Genomic DNA, 14,619 nt, shown 5'->3' on the forward strand with positions numbered 1-14,619 from the left:
CGGCCCCCTCGGTTGTCCCGGCCCCCTCGGTCTCCTCGGCCGCCGAAGTCCCGGTTCGTCACAGCAGCCCCACGGCGGTGTCCACCGCTTGCTCCACGCTGCCCTCGGCCGGGTAGAGCAGTGAGCGGCCGACCACCATGCCCTGCACGGTGGGCAACCTGAGCGCCTTGCGCCAGCGTTCGTAGGCGGCGGCCTGGTCGGCGGGCGAGCCTCCTATGTCGCCGCCGAGCAGGACGGCGGGCAGCGTGGAGGTCTCCAGGACCTCGCCCATGTCGTCGGGGTCGTGGGTGACGGGCAGTTTCAGCCAGGTGTAGGCGGAGGTCCCGCCCAGGCCCGAGGCGATGGCGACGGACCGGGTGACGGCCTCGGCGGACAGGTCGTTGCGGACCCGGCCCCCGACGCGGCGGGAGATGAACGGCTCCACGAAGAGCGGCAGCCGCCGCTCGGCCATGGCGTCGACCGCACGGGCACCCGTCTCCATGGTGGCCAGGGAGCCCGGGTCGTCGTAGTCGATGCGCAGCAGCAGTTTCCCCGCGTCGAAGCGCAGCCGGGCGAGGTCCTCGGCGCGGTGGCCGGTGAAGCGGTCGTCCATCTCGAAGGCCGCGCCCGCGAGTCCGCCGCGGTTCATCGACCCCATGACGACCTTGTTCTCCAGCACCCCGAGCAGCAGCAGGTCCTCCAGCACGTCGGCGGTGGCGAGCACCCCGTCGACGCCCGGCCGGGACAGCGCGGTGCACAGCCGTTCGAGCAGGTCGGCCCGGTTGGCCATGGCGAGCCCGCGGTCGCCGACACCGAGCGCGCCGCGTGCCGGGTGGTCGGCGGCCACGATCATCAGGCGGCCGGAACCGCCGATCAGCGGGCGGCGCGTCCGGCGGGCCGCCGCCTCCGCGATGGCCTCCGGATGCCGGGCTCTGACCGCGGTGAGGTCGGGAATGCTGAGGGACAAGACGTGGCTCCGTTCAGGGAGTGGCTCGCGCGAGGAGGTCGTCGACCTCCGCCTCGGTGGGCATCGCGGAGGAGCAGGCGAGACGGGAGGCGACCAGGGCGCCGGCCGCGTTGGCGTACCGCACGGTCCGTTCCAGCTCCCAGCCGGAGAGCAGACCGTGGCAGAGGGCGCCGCCGAACGCGTCGCCGGCGCCCAGCCCGTTGACCACCTCGACCGGTACGGGATCCACCTCGGCCCGGCGGCCGTCGCGGTGCACGGCGAGCACGCCCTTCGGGCCCTGCTTGACCACGGCCAGCTCCACGCCGGCCGCGAGCAGCGCCTCGGCGCAGGCCTGCGGCTCGCGCAGGCCCGTGGCGACCTCGCACTCGTCGAGGTTGCCCACCGCGACGGTCGCGTGCCGCAGCGCCTCGGCGTAGTGCGGGCGGGCCTGGTCGGGGTCGGCCCAGAACATGGGGCGCCAGTCCAGGTCGAAGACCGTGGTGCCGGACTTGGCGCGGTCGGCGAGGGCGGTCAGGGTGGCGGTGCGGCTCGGTTCCTCGCTGAGCCCGGTGCCGGTGACCCAGAAGACCCGGGCCGCACGGATCGCGTCGAGGTCCAGCTCCCCGGGGTGGATCTCCAGGTCGGGGGCCTTGGGGTGGCGGTAGAAGTACAGCGGGAAGTCGTCGGGCGGGAAGATCTCGCAGAAGGTGACGGGGGTGGGGTACGCGGCGACCGGGGTGACCCAGCGGTCGTCGACGCCGAACTCCCGCAACGCCCGGTGCAGGTAGGCGCCGAACGGGTCGTCGCCCGTGCGGGTGACGACGGCCGCGGCACGGCCGAGACGGGCGGCGGCGACCGCCACGTTGCTGGCCGAACCGCCGAGGAACTTCCCGAAGCTCTCCACCTCCGCCAGGGGTACACCCGTTTGCAGAGGATAGAGATCGACCCCGATGCGGCCCATCGTGATCAGATCGAAACGCGGGACTGACTCGGCCATGTGCGACGCTCCTCGGGCTGGGCGGGGGCCTGCCGCCTCCCAGGTGTAGGACTCCGAGGCGACCGTGTCAATAGTTTGTACTTACATTCGGACCTGTTCGTGAAATGATGTCTTGACAAAGTATTGACAGCGGGCGTCTCAAGGGCTTGTATCCGGGACCAGCGCAACAGACGTCGTCCCAGCGCGACCGACGTCGTCGCCTGACCCGGCACACGGCTTCCCGTCGCACAGTCGCACAGTGAGGTGCAGGAAAGATGGACCGCTCTTCGCACGCCCGCTCCCGTGGATTCGCCCCGGCCGTGGCCCTGGCCGCCGCCGCGGCCCTGACCCTCGCCGGCTGCTCCAGCAGCTCGGGAGGGAAGAAGGCCGACGAGGAGGGCGGCTCGGGCGGCTCCGCCGGGAAGGCGAACACCCCGCGCATGACCGTCGCCCTGGTCACCCATCAGGCGCCGGGCGACACCTTCTGGGACATCGTCCGCAAGGGTGCGGAGGCCGCCGCCGCCAAGGACAACGTCAAGCTCGTCTACTCCGCCGACCCGAACGCGGGCAACCAGGCCAACCTGGTGCAGAACGCGATCGACCAGAAGGTCGACGGCATCGCCGTCACCCTCGCCAAGCCGGACGCCCTGCGCGGCGTCCTCGACAAGGCGGAGAAGGCGGGGATACCCGTCGTGGGGCTCAACTCGGGCCTCGCGGACTGGAAGAAGCTCGGCCTGATGGAGTTCTTCGGCCAGGACGAGACCGTGGCGGGCGAGGCGCTCGGCAAGCGGCTGAACGAGGACGGCGCGAAGAAGGCCGTCTGCGTGATCCACGAGCAGGGCAACGTCGGCCTGACCCAGCGCTGCGAGGGCGTGAAGAACACCTTCGAGGGCGCGATCGAGAACCTCTACGTCAACGGCACCGACATGCCCTCGGTGAAGTCGACCATCACCGCCAAGCTCAAGCAGGACGGCGACATCGACCACCTCGTCACCCTCGGCGCGCCCTTCGCCATGACCGCCGTGCAGTCGGTGGACGAGGGCGGCAGCGAGGCCGAGGTCGCCACCTTCGACCTCAACAAGGAACTGACCGGCGCCATCGAGAAGGGCGACATCGAGTTCGCCGTCGACCAGCAGCCCTACCTCCAGGGCTACCTGGCCGTCGACGGCCTGTGGCTCTACAAGAACAACGGCAACTACAGCGGCGGCGGCGAGCAGCCGGTGCTGACCGGACCGGCCTTCGTCGACAAGACCAACGTCAAGGCCGTCGCCGAGTTCGCCGCGAAGGGCACCCGGTGATGAGCACGGCCCAGCAGGCCGAGCCGGCGGTGACCCCACCGCCGGCCCCCGGCCCCCAGGAGGCCGACGGGCGGACCCGGCAGCGCTCCATGGCGCTGCGCCTGCTCGCCCGGCCGGAGGTCGGGGTCTTCCTCGGCGCCGTCGCCGTCTTCGTCTTCTTCCTGATCGCCGCCCCCTCGGTCCGCGAGGGCAGCTCCATGGCGACGGTCCTGTACCAGTCGTCCACCATCGGCATCATGGCGCTGCCGGTGGCCCTGCTGATGATCGGCGGCGAGTTCGACCTGTCGGCCGGCGTCGCCGTGGTCGCCTCGGCGCTCACCGCGGGCATGCTCAGCTACCAGCTGACCATGAACGTGTGGATGGGCGTGATCGTCGCCCTCGTGGTCTCGCTCGCGGTCGGCGCCTTCAACGGCTGGGTGCTGATGAAGACCGGACTGCCGAGCTTCCTCGTCACGCTCGGCACGTTCCTGATCCTCCAGGGCGTCAACCTCGCGGTCACCAAGCTGGTCACCGGGAACGTCGCCACCGACGACATCAGCGACATGGACGGCTTCGACCAGGCCGAGGCGGTCTTCGCCTCCTCCTTCGAGGTCGGCGGCGTCCAGGTGAAGATCACGGTGGTGTGGTGGCTGGTCTTCGCCGCGCTGGCCACCTGGGTGCTGCTGCGCACCAAGTACGGCAACTGGATCTTCGCGGTCGGCGGCAACCAGGAGTCCGCCCGCGCGGTGGGCGTTCCCGTCAGGTTCACCAAGATCACGCTGTTCATGCTGGTCGGCTTCGGCGCCTGGTTCGTCGGCATGCACCAGCTGTTCTCCTTCAACACCGTGCAGTCCGGCGAGGGCGTCGGCCAGGAACTGATCTACATCGCCGCGGCGGTGATCGGCGGCTGCCTGCTCACCGGCGGCTACGGCTCCGCCGTCGGCCCGGTCTTCGGCGCCTTCATGTTCGGCATGGTGAACCAGGGCATCGTCTACGCCGGCTGGAACCCCGACTGGTTCAAGGCCTTCCTCGGCGTGATGCTCATCGGCGCCGTCCTCATCAATCTGTGGGTCCGCCGCGCGGCGACCCGGAGGTGATCGGAAATGACCAGCAAGACCACCGGCACCCACGGAGCCGTCCTCGCGGACACCCCGCCCGAGCGGGACCGGCCGATCGTCGAACTGCGCGGCGCCGGCAAGGCCTACGGCAACATCCGCGCGCTGCACGGCGTCGACCTCGCCGTCCACGCCGGCCGGGTGACCTGCGTACTCGGCGACAACGGGGCCGGCAAGTCCACCCTCATCAAGATCATCTCAGGACTGCACCAGCACACCGAGGGAGAGCTCCTCGTCGACGGCGAACCGGTGCGCTTCGCCACGCCCCGCGACGCCCTCGCCCGGGGCATCGCCACCGTCTACCAGGACCTCGCGACGGTGCCCCTGATGCCGGTGTGGCGCAACTTCTTCCTCGGCTCCGAGATGACGAAGGGCCCCTGGCCCGTCCGCCGCCTCGACATCGCCCGCATGAAGCGGACCGCCGACGAGGAACTGCGCGCCATGGGCATCGTCCTCGACGACCTGGAACAGCCCATCGGCACCCTCTCCGGCGGACAGCGCCAGTGCGTCGCCATCGCCCGGGCCGTCCACTTCGGCGCCCGCGTCCTCATCCTCGACGAGCCCACCGCCGCCCTGGGCGTCAAGCAGTCCGGCGTGGTCCTCAAGTACGTCGCCGCCGCCCGCGAACGCGGCCTCGGCGTCATCTTCATCACCCACAACCCCCACCACGCCTACCTGGTCGGCGACCACTTCGGCGTGCTGCGCCTGGGCACCCTCGAACTCAGCGCCGCCCGCGCCGACATCACCCTCGAACAGCTCACCCACCACATGGCGGGCGGCGCCGAACTCGCCGCCCTCAAGCACGAGCTGGCGCAGGACGGCGGCGTCGACGTCGACGCGCTGCCGGGGGCGGCGCCGGAGGTACCCGCGCCCGGCGGCGCGGCGCACGATGCCGCCGGTCCCGCGGCAGCCCCCCGTTCCGCGGCGGCCGCCGGCTCCACCGAGGCCGCCGACTCCACCGCATCCGCCGAAGGGAAGGCCTGACATGACCGCTGCCCTGGACCGCATCCGTGTCGGCTCGGCTCCGGACTCCTGGGGCGTCTGGTTCCCGGACGACGACCGGCAGGTGCCCTGGGAGCGGTTCCTGGACGAGGTCGCCGAGGCCGGTTACGAGTGGATCGAACTGGGCCCCTACGGCTACCTCCCCACCGACCCGGCCCGGCTCACCGACGAGGTGGCCCGGCGCGGTCTCAGGGTCTCCGCCGGGACCATTTTCTGCGGCCTGCACCGCGGCCCCTCCGCGTGGGACGCCACCTGGGAACAGGTCGGCCGCGTCGCCGCCCTCACCCGGGCCATGGGCGCGAAGCACCTCGTCGTCATCCCGTCCTTCTGGCGCGACGACAAGACCGCCGAGATCCTCGAGCCCCCGGAGCTGACCGGTGAGCAGTGGACGCACCTCACCCGCGGCATGGAACGCCTCGGCCACCAGGTGCGGGAGACCTACGGCCTGGACATCGTCGTCCACCCGCACGCCGACACCCACATCGACACCGAGGAGCACGTCGAGCGCTTCCTCGACTCCACCGACTCCGACCTGGTGAACCTCTGCCTCGACACCGGCCACTACTCCTACTGCGGCGGCGACAGCGTCAAGCTGATCGAGACCTACGGCGAGCGCATCGGCTACCTGCACCTCAAACAGGTCGACCCGGAGATCCTCGCTGAGGTGCGGGCGGGCGGGGTGCCGTTCGGACCGGCCGTCCAGCGCGGGGTGATGTGCGAGCCGCCCGCCGGGGTGCCCGAGCTGGGCCCGGTGCTGGCCGCGGCGCAGAAGCTGGGCGTGGACCTGTTCGCCATCGTGGAGCAGGACATGTACCCCTGCGAGCCGGACCGGCCGCTCCCCATCGCGGTACGGACCCGTAGGTTCCTGCGCTCCTGCGGCGCCTGAGGCGAGCGGGCCGGCGGGGCGGGTCCCGCCGGCGCGCCGCTCGGCGGGCCGTTGTCAGTGCCGCGCGTTAGCGTGCAGGAACTGGCACTTCGTCCCGTTCCGGGAGGCAGTCATGACCTCACGTCTCAATCCCTACCTCAGCTTCGACGGCGACGCCCGACAGGCGATGGAGTTCTACGAGCAGGTGTTCGGCGGCACCCTGGCGCTGAACACGTTCGGCGCGGCCGGCATGGCCGACAGCCCGCAGGCCGACCAGATCATGCACGGCATGCTGCAGACCCCGAGCGGCTTCACCCTGATGGGCGCCGACATGCCGCCGGGGGAGGAGCACCGCCCGGGCAACACCCACGCCGTGAGCCTCAGCGGCGACGACGAGGCCGAGCTGCGCGGGTACTGGGAGAAGCTGTCCGCGGGCGGCTCGGTCACCGTGCCGCTGGAGAAGCAGATGTGGGGCGACGTCTTCGGCATGTGCACGGACCGGTTCGGCGTCCCCTGGATGGTGAACATCGGCGAGCCGACGAGCTGACACCCGGGCCCGCCGCGTCCGCCCTTGCTCAGCCCCGTCGCACCTCCGCGATCGTCACCGGACGGTGCTCGCGCACCGACAGGGTGCACGCCTCCGCGACCCAGCCCGCCTCCAGGGCGTCCTCGATCGTGCAGGGGGAGGGCCGAGCCCCGGCGACCACCTGGGTGAACGCGGTCAGCTCGGCGCGGTAGGCGGCGGCGAAGCGGTCCATGAAGAAGTCGTGCGGAGCACCGCCCGGGAAGGTCACGCCGGGCTCGACCGAGCGCAGGGGCAGCTTCTCCTCCAGACCGACCGCCACGGAGTCCGCGAAGCCGTGCAGTTCCATCCGGACGTCGTAACCGCGTGCGTTGTGCCTGCTGTTGGACACCACGCCGATGGTGCCGTCGTCCAGGGTGAGGACCGCGCCGGCGGTGTCGGCGTCGCCGGCGTCCTTGATGAAGTCGGCGCCGCGGTTGCCGCCGACGGCGTAGACCTCGGTCACCTCGCGGCCGGTCACCCAGCGGATGGCGTCGAAGTCGTGCACCGCGCAGTCGCGGAAGATGCCCCCGGACGCGGCGATGTACCCGGCCGGCGGCGGCGCCGGGTCCAGCGTGGTCGACCGCACCGTGTGCAGCTTGCCCAGCTCGCCCCCCTGCACGGCCGTCCGTGCGGCGACGAACCCGGCGTCGAAGCGGCGGTTGTAGCCGATCTGGACCGGCGCGTCGTGGCCCGCCACCGCCTTGAGCACCTCGACGCCCTCCGCCATGGTGCGGGCGACGGGCTTCTCGCAGAAGACGGGCAGGCCCGCCTCCACGGCGGCCAGGATCAGGCCCGGGTGGGCGTCGGTCACCGCCGCGATCACCACGCCGTCGACCCCCGCCGCCAGCAGCGCCTCGGGCGAGTCCGCCACGTCGGCACCGAACCGCTCGGCGGCGGCCTTGGCGGCGTGCGCGAAGGGGTCGGCGACGACGAGCGAGTCGACGGCGGCGAGTCCGGCGAGGGTCTCGGCGTGGAAGGCGCCGATGCGGCCGAGGCCGAGGATTCCGATGCGCATACGGGTCTTGCTCCTTGATGAGTCGGGCCGTTCGACGAGCGCGCGAAACATGTCGTGCCGACCGGCGCGGGCCTGCCGGCGGCGCCTGGCCGGGTGTGGCGGCCTCACCCCTGCGGGCGCACCTCGACCCAGGCGCCCCGCTCGGCCGACCGCGCCATCGCGTCCAGGGCCGCCGCGCTGTGCACGGCGTCCACCAGGGTGGCGCCGTACGGGGTACCCTCGGCGATCGAGCGCAGGAAGCGGTGGGCCTCGACCACCTTCAGGTCGTCGTAGCCCATGGCGTTCGCGGCACCCGGCTGGAAGGCCGCGAAGTCGCCGTGCCCGGGGCCGACGTGAACGGTGCTGACGGGCTGGTCCTGATACGCCGTGCCGCGGCTGACGCCCAGTTCGTTCATGCGGCGGAAGTCCCAGAAGACCGCCCCGGTGGTGCCGTGCACCTCGAAGCCGTAGTTGTTCTGCTCGCCGACCGAGACCCGGCAGGCCTCCAGGACACCCCGGGCGCCGGAGGCGAAGCGCAGCAGGCAGCTGACGTAGTCCTCGTTCTCGACCGGGCCGCGCTCACCGCCCGCGGCGCGGGAGTGACCGGCCGTCGCGGCGGCCGGACGGGCCCGCTCGGGCACGAAGACCGCCGTGTCGGCGGTCAGGGACGCGAGGTCGCCGAGCAGGAACCGGGCCAGGTCGGCGCCGTGCGAGGCCAGGTCGCCGAGCACCCCGCTGCCGCCGCGCTCCCGCTCGTAGCGCCAGGTGAGCGCGGACTCCGGATGGGCCGCGTAGTCGCTGAAGAGGCGGATGCGGACGTGGGTGACGGTGCCGATCGCGCCGGACGCGATCAGGTCGCGGGCGGCCTCCACGGCGGGCGCGTTGCGGTAGTTGAAGCCGACCGCGCCCTGGACACCGGCCTTGGCGACCGCGTCCGCCACCGCCCGGGCGTCGTCGGCGGTCAGGCCGACCGGCTTCTCGATCCACAGGTGCTTGCCGGCCTCGGCCATCGCGACGGCGATCTCGCGGTGCAGGAAGTTCGGCGCGGTGATGCTGACCGCGCCGATCCGGGGGTCGGCGGCCACCTCGCGCCAGTCGCGGGTGGTCGAGGCGAACCCGAATCGCGCGGCGGCCTCCTCGGCCCGACCCGGCACCTCCTCGGCGACCGTCACCAGCTCCGGGCGCACGGCCAGGTCCGGGTAGTGATGGCGGACCCGGGCGTACGCCTGGGTGTGCACCCGGCCCATCCAGCCGAAACCGACGACGGCGACACCGAGTGCGTCCACCATGAGAGCCCCTCTACGGACCGGTCCCTGCTCTGTCCCGCCCACCCTGGGCGGAGCACAGGCATCATGTCAACCTTTTGACAGGACAAAGTCGGGCCCGGTCGGGCGCGTTCACCCGAGGTCGATCGCGTACGCCTTGCGCAGCGTCTCGTGCACCGTCCACGTCGTCCGGTCGCCCTTCCGCAGCACGGCCAGGTCGCCCGGGCCGACCGTCAGCGTCGGACCGCCGACGACCTCGATGGTGGCCGAACCGCTGAGGACGACGAACATCTCGTCCGCCTCGGTGTCGGTGACGGTCCCGGGGGTGATCTGCCAGACGCCGCGCACCTGGCGGCCGTCGGCCGACTCCCAGACGACCTTGCCGGTCACCTCGGGGGCGCCGGACACGATCTGCTCGGGGGAGAGGGGCTCGGGTTCGAGCTCGGCGTCGGGGACGTGGACAACGAAACTGTGGGTCATGCCGTGACGCTAGAGGGGGCCCGCGGTGTTCGGGGACCGACAGGGTGCGGCGTGTCGGCCCGCCCGCCCGGACACTTCGTCGCGCCCGGACCGAGTGGCCTTCTTCGCCGGCCTGCTCCTCGACCGGCTGTCTCCGGCGGTACGCAGGAGAAGCCGGCCGGCGCCCACTGCGGGCCCCGGGCGGACGGGCGGGCGCCGGCCGCCGCGGCCCGGCTCCCGCCCCGGGCCGGGCGGCGCCGCGCTGTAGCGTGGCGGCCATGGTGCGGTGGGAGTTGCGGCCGGCGTCGGGGGCGGACGTCGACGCGGTCGCGGAGTTGCGGGCCGTCGTGCTCAGGGCGGACCTGGAGCGGCTCGGACGGTACGACGAGCGGCGGGTGCGGCAGCGGCTGCGGGACGGCTTCGACCCGACGCACACCCGGGTGATCGAGGTCGAGGGCGCCTTCGCCGGCTGCGTGGCGCTGCGACCGGCCGCGGACACCCGGTGGCTGGAGCACTTCTACCTCGCCCCCGGCCTCCAGGGCAGCGGCATCGGCTCCGGAGTGCTGCGCTCGCTGCTCGAGCGGTGCGACCGCGGCGGCGACCCGGTCCGGTTGAACGTGCTGCGGGGCAGTCCCGCCCGACGGCTGTACGAGCGGCACGGGTTCGCCGTCGAGACCGAGACGCCGGTGGACGTGTTCATGGTGCGCGCGCCGGCCCGGACCTGACCGGCGCCCCCGGCCCGGTCGGCCGCGGTCACCGCCCGCGGCGCGACAGCCACGCGGCGGTCACGGCACCGGAGACGTTGTGCCAGACGGAGAAGACCGCGGCCGGCAGTGCCGCGAGCGGGCTGAAGTGGGCGGTGGCCAGGGAGGCCGCGAGGCCCGAGTTCTGCATGCCGACCTCGAAGGCCATGGCCCGGCTGGCCGGTTCGCCGAGCCGGGCGATGCGGCCCGCGCCGTAACCGAGCGCCAGCCCGAGGCCGTTGTGCAGCACCACGGCGACGAACACCAGCCCGGCCGCCGACTTGATGGCATCGGCGCTGCCCGCCACCACCACCGCCACGATCACCGAGATCGTCAGCGCCGACAGCCACGGCAGCGCCGGCAGCGCCCGCTCCACGTACCGTCCCGCCAGCAGCCGTACGGCCACCCCCGCGAGGACCGGCAGCAGCACCGTCTTGAGGATGTCGGTGACCATGGACCCGGCGTCCACCGGGAGGTACTCACCGGCGAGCAGCAGCGTCAGCGGCGGGGTGACCAGCGGGGCGACGAGCGTCGACACGGTCGCGACGGAGACCGACAGGGCGACGTCGCCCCGGGCCAGGTAGGTCACCACGTTGGAGGCCGTGCCGCTGGGCGCGCAGCCGACGAGGATCACACCGGCGGCGAGCTGCGGCGGGAGGTCGAGCAGGTGCGCGACGGCCCAGCCGAGCCCCGGCATGATGACGTAGTGCGCGACCAGCCCGAGGGCCACCGCCCAGGGACGCCTGGCGACCCCGCGGAAGTCCTCCGGCGTCATGGTGATGCCCATGCAGAACATCACGACGCCCAGGAGGTACGGCACCGACTCGCCCCACCCGCTGAAACCGCCGGGGAGCAGCAGGCCCAGGGCGCCGGCCGCGAGGACGAGGAGCGGGAACACGGTGACGGCGCGCCGCGCGGAGCGGTCACCGGTGGCGTCGTTGCTGTCGTTGCTGAGGTGTTCGGGTCGTTCGGTTCGCACGGTGCGAGGAAACGCCTGGCGGGCGGCGTGACGCAAAGCCGTCTCGCGATGTGATCATCGGGAGGGTTCGCTTCAGCGACCGTCGGAAGGCCGCGGCGGCGCTGCCCCGAGGCGCGGATGAGGTAGGCTTGACCAGCGCGATCACACGGAAACCGGGCGACCGGGGATGCACCAGCCGTGCGGCGCGCACCGGGACGTGGCGCAGCTTGGTAGCGCACTTGACTGGGGGTCAAGGGGTCGCAGGTTCAAATCCTGTCGTCCCGACGGTGACGGAGGGCCCTCGCGGGCAGCAGCTCGCGAGGGCCCTCCGTCGTGTGACCGGGCCCGCCACCTCCCCCGAAGCGGCGGGCCCGGTCGGCCGAGGGCGTCACCCCTGTTCAGTGTCCGAAGACACCGTCCCCCGAAGGTGACGCGTCCCGGCCGTCCCCGGCGCCGGTCTGTGGCCGCGGTGCCCGGGCGCCGCGGAGTCCGGCGGTCACCAGCACATGACCGCCGTCTCCCCCGCACCCCACGAGGAGTACAGGCGCACCCGGACCACATAGCGGCGGCCCTTGACGAGACGGGCCCTGATCGTGGCGTTGCGGGGTGTTCCCCCGTCGTCCCGTCCCACGAGATAGCGGGGCTCCCCGTCCCGCACCTCGAAGATCACGACGACGGCGTCGCTGTCACCGAAGGTGCCCACGGTGTACTCGCGGGTCTCCGGCGGGTCCACACGGAAGTCGGCCTGCTCGCCCGGCCCCAGACCCAGCGGAACCGAGCGGAACGGCACCAGCGGCCCCGGCCGGTTGATCGGCGGGTACCAGCGGAGCGCGAACTCCTTGTCGGCCGCCGAGAGGGTGCCCGGCGGGTGCAGACCGGAGCGGTAGTGCTCGGGCTCCAGTATCAGCCCCGACGGAAACGGGTACTCCATGATCGACTGGGGGTCCCAGACCGGGCCGTTGACCTCGTCGTTGTCGAGCTTGCGCAGGATGTTGTGGTACGTCAGGTCCCGGCTCCAGTGGTTCGGCGGGCCCGCCAGCTCGGCGTACACGGCCTCGTCGTCCCAGAGGATGCCGGCGAACGGGCTCTGGTGCTCGTGCAGCATGCCGAGCGCGTGCCCGATCTGGTGCAGCACCGTCGCGCGCTCCCCGGGCGCGGTCAGGTCCCAGCCGAAGTTCATCGTCCGGTCGTTCAGACCCACCCGGAGCGCGTCCTTGCCCACCGCCGACCAGGAACCGTCGCCGGGCCGGAAGCCGATGCGCAGCTCCGCCTCCGAACGGTCGCCGACCTCGGTGAGCACCAGTCCGATGCCCAGGTCGCGCCACTCCCGGAAGCAGTCGCGCACCACGTCCCGCTGCTCCTCGGTCCCCACCCACGACGCCCGCCGCGGCCGGCCGGTGCCCGGCATGGGAACGACGGACGAGTCGGTGTCGCCGCCGAGGAAGCAGTAGTGCAGAACCGTCCCGTTGACCCACATCCGCTGCCCGCCCACGAGCGCGGAGAGGCGCTCGGCGGCCAGCCCCGGCGCGAACGCGGGCTCCGGCTGCTGCGCGAGCGAGCAGTAACGTGCGGTCATGGCCCCCAGAGTGCCGTCCCGGCCGCTCCCGGCGCCTGAGTCGGGGGCTACTCAAGTCACCCTGTATCAGGGATGAGTAAGCCGACTCATGTTCCCGTGACGATTTCACCGCGGGACGCGAAGACGCTGGAGACCGCCTGGCCGTTCACCGGACGCTCGGACGAGCTGGAACGGGTGCGCCGGTCCCTGACCGCCGGACGCAACGGCATCGTGGTCACGGGCCCGGCGGGGTGCGGCAAGTCCCGGCTCGTGACCGAGGCCGTCCGCGGCACCGACCGGGCCGTCGCGGCCGGGACGCCCGAGACCCGGGGCATCCCCTTCGCCGCCTTCGCCCACCTGCTGCCCGGCACCGTCACCCTGCACGACGCGGTGCGCGCCCTGTCCGGGGTGCGGCTCCTGGTGGTCGACGACGCGCACCTGCTCGACGACGCCTCCGCCGCCCTCGTGCACCAGCTGGCCGTGCACGGCCGCACCCGGCTGCTGGTCGTCGCCGCGGAGGGGGTGCCCGTACCGGGGGCGGTGTCCCGGCTGTGGTCCGGCGAGTTGCTGCCGCGGCTCGCCCTGGAACCGCTGCCCCGCCAGGAGAGCGCCGAACTGCTCACGGCCGGCGCGGGCGGCGCCCTGGAGCCCCTCACCACCGACCGGCTGCACCGCCTGTGCCGGGGGGACCTGAGGCTGCTGCGCGAACTGCTGACCGCGGTGCGCGAGCGCGGCCTGCTCGAACCGGTCCCGGACACGGACCGGCGGATGTGGCGCGGCCCGGTGCCGGTCACGGCGGCCGTACGGGAGCGCACCGCCCACCTGCTCGACCGCGCCCTCCCGGCGGAGCGGGAGACGCTCGAACGCCTCGCCTTCGCCGAGCCGCTGCCCCTCGACGCGGACGACCTCGACACGGCCGTCCTGGAACGCCTGGAGGCCGAGGGCCTGGTCGCCGTCGACGACCACGGTGCCACCCGGCTCGCCCACCCCCTGCACGGCCCGGTGCTGCGCGCCGCCGCGGGCCGTCTGCGGGCCCGGCGCCTGTCCCGCACCCCGGACCGGTGCGGCCCCGCCCTGGCGGCGGAGGAGGCCCTGCTGGCGCAGCGCGTCGAGCGGGGGGACGTACGGGCGCCGGAGGCACCCGTGGGGGAGTGGCTGGCGGCCGAGGGCCTGCCCGTACCGGCGCGGTACGCGGCGACGCGGGCCCGTCTCGCGCGCCTCGGCGGTCTGCTCCGCGAGGCCGCGGCCTGGGCCCGCGAGGGGCTGCGGACCAGCCCCGCCGACGCGTCCTGCCGCGACGAACTCGCCCTGGCGACGGCCCAGTCGGGCGACACGACGGCGGAGGACGGGGGCGCGGCCGCCGCCTGGGCCGCCGCGGCGCGCGGTGACCTGGACGCGGCGGTCCGGCTGGCGACCGCCGGCGATCCGTACGACGCCGTCCGGCTCGGTGCCCCCGAGCGGGCGGCCGGCCGTCTGACCGGCGTCTTCGCCGCGCACGCCGACGCGCTCGCGCGGGGCGACGGGCCGGCACTGGACGAGGTGGCCGGAGAGCTGGAGCGGCGGGGCTTCCTGCTCTTCGCCGCCGAGGCCCGCGCCCAGGCGGCGGGCGCCCACCGCGACCCCGGCGCCGCCCGCACCGCCCGTACCCGTGCCGTCGCCCTCGCCCGGCGCTGCGAGGGCGCCCGCACCCCGGCCCTCTCCGGCCTGGCCCTCGGCGAACTCACCGCCCGGCAGCGGCAGATCGTGACGCTCGCCGCCGCCGGACTGAGCAACCGGCAGATCGCGGAGCGCCTCACCCTCTCCGTCCGCACCGTCGGCAACCACCTCTACGGCGCCTACACCCGCCTGGGCGCCGGCGACCGCGGCGCGCTGCCGTGGCTGATGGAGCTGCCCGAACCCCAGCCCGCGTGAGCCGCCCGG

14 protein-coding genes and 1 tRNA gene are annotated in these 14,619 nt (G+C 73.3%); 8 read left to right on the forward strand and 7 right to left on the reverse strand.

Features of this window, described 5'->3' with window-relative positions:
- Positions 1-58: 58 nt before the first annotated feature.
- Together AC07FV_RS06000 and iolC are read right to left on the reverse strand one after the other, a co-directional pair.
- Positions 59-946, reverse strand: coding sequence for a Cgl0159 family (beta/alpha)8-fold protein (locus AC07FV_RS06000; RefSeq protein WP_479084971.1), 888 nt, complete (start codon positions 944-946; stop codon positions 59-61).
- Between the two features lie 13 nt (positions 947-959).
- Complete coding sequence (gene iolC / locus AC07FV_RS06005) at positions 960-1,922, reverse strand: 5-dehydro-2-deoxygluconokinase (RefSeq protein WP_479084973.1); 963 nt, start codon at positions 1,920-1,922, stop codon at positions 960-962.
- Between the two features lie 254 nt (positions 1,923-2,176).
- Here iolC and AC07FV_RS06010 point away from each other — a divergent pair, with 254 nt between their 5' ends.
- From AC07FV_RS06010 to AC07FV_RS06030, 5 genes are all read left to right on the forward strand, one after another.
- A complete protein-coding gene (locus tag AC07FV_RS06010) occupies positions 2,177-3,199 on the forward strand; it encodes a sugar ABC transporter substrate-binding protein (RefSeq protein WP_479084974.1) in 1,023 nt (340 codons plus the stop codon).
- Positions 3,199-4,275, forward strand: a complete 1,077-nt coding sequence (locus tag AC07FV_RS06015; RefSeq protein WP_479084976.1) for an ABC transporter permease — start codon at positions 3,199-3,201, stop codon at positions 4,273-4,275. Before AC07FV_RS06010 ends, AC07FV_RS06015 begins: the two co-directional genes overlap by 1 nt.
- A 6-nt stretch (positions 4,276-4,281) precedes the next feature.
- Entirely contained in the window at positions 4,282-5,277 is a 996-nt protein-coding gene (locus tag AC07FV_RS06020; protein ID WP_479084977.1) for an ATP-binding cassette domain-containing protein, read from the forward strand.
- A 1-nt stretch (position 5,278) separates the two neighbouring features.
- The gene (locus AC07FV_RS06025; protein ID WP_479084979.1) at positions 5,279-6,181 is read left to right on the forward strand and encodes a sugar phosphate isomerase/epimerase family protein; all 903 of its coding nucleotides are present in this window, start codon (positions 5,279-5,281) and stop codon (positions 6,179-6,181) included.
- A 112-nt stretch (positions 6,182-6,293) separates the two neighbouring features.
- On the forward strand, positions 6,294-6,707 hold the full coding sequence (locus AC07FV_RS06030; protein ID WP_479084980.1) for a VOC family protein: 414 nt from the start codon (positions 6,294-6,296) through the stop codon (positions 6,705-6,707).
- Between the two features lie 28 nt (positions 6,708-6,735).
- On the opposite strand, the gene AC07FV_RS06035 is transcribed toward AC07FV_RS06030, so the two are convergent.
- From AC07FV_RS06035 to AC07FV_RS06045, 3 genes are all read right to left on the reverse strand, one after another.
- Positions 6,736-7,740, reverse strand: a complete 1,005-nt coding sequence (locus tag AC07FV_RS06035) for a Gfo/Idh/MocA family protein (protein ID WP_479084982.1) — start codon at positions 7,738-7,740, stop codon at positions 6,736-6,738.
- A gap of 104 nt (positions 7,741-7,844) precedes the next feature.
- Complete coding sequence (locus AC07FV_RS06040) at positions 7,845-9,008, reverse strand: Gfo/Idh/MocA family protein (protein WP_479084984.1); 1,164 nt, start codon at positions 9,006-9,008, stop codon at positions 7,845-7,847.
- A gap of 108 nt (positions 9,009-9,116) precedes the next feature.
- Positions 9,117-9,464 (reverse strand): cupin domain-containing protein, encoded by a 348-nt coding sequence (locus tag AC07FV_RS06045; protein ID WP_479084985.1) that lies wholly within the window; start codon positions 9,462-9,464, stop codon positions 9,117-9,119.
- 257 nt (positions 9,465-9,721) lie between these two features.
- Here AC07FV_RS06045 and AC07FV_RS06050 point away from each other — a divergent pair, with 257 nt between their 5' ends.
- Positions 9,722-10,168, forward strand: coding sequence for an N-acetyltransferase family protein (locus AC07FV_RS06050; RefSeq protein WP_479084987.1), 447 nt, complete (start codon positions 9,722-9,724; stop codon positions 10,166-10,168).
- Positions 10,169-10,196: 28 nt separating this feature from the next.
- Here AC07FV_RS06050 and AC07FV_RS06055 read toward each other — a convergent pair whose 3' ends face one another.
- On the reverse strand, positions 10,197-11,165 hold the full coding sequence (locus AC07FV_RS06055) for a bile acid:sodium symporter family protein (RefSeq protein WP_479084988.1): 969 nt from the start codon (positions 11,163-11,165) through the stop codon (positions 10,197-10,199).
- Between the two features lie 190 nt (positions 11,166-11,355).
- Here AC07FV_RS06055 and AC07FV_RS06060 point away from each other — a divergent pair.
- Positions 11,356-11,429 (forward strand) — tRNA-Pro (locus tag AC07FV_RS06060).
- A gap of 211 nt (positions 11,430-11,640) precedes the next feature.
- On the opposite strand, the gene absR1 is transcribed toward AC07FV_RS06060, so the two are convergent.
- The gene (gene absR1, locus AC07FV_RS06065; RefSeq protein ID WP_479084990.1) at positions 11,641-12,720 is read right to left on the reverse strand and encodes a beta-glucuronidase AbsR1; all 1,080 of its coding nucleotides are present in this window, start codon (positions 12,718-12,720) and stop codon (positions 11,641-11,643) included.
- 72 nt (positions 12,721-12,792) lie between these two features.
- On the opposite strand from absR1, the gene AC07FV_RS06070 reads away from it, so the two are divergent.
- On the forward strand, positions 12,793-14,610 hold the full coding sequence (locus AC07FV_RS06070; RefSeq protein ID WP_479084991.1) for a LuxR family transcriptional regulator AbsR2: 1,818 nt from the start codon (positions 12,793-12,795) through the stop codon (positions 14,608-14,610).
- The last annotated feature ends 9 nt before the right edge of the window (positions 14,611-14,619 follow it).

The organism is Streptomyces sp. NPDC045956 (genome assembly GCF_056430705.1).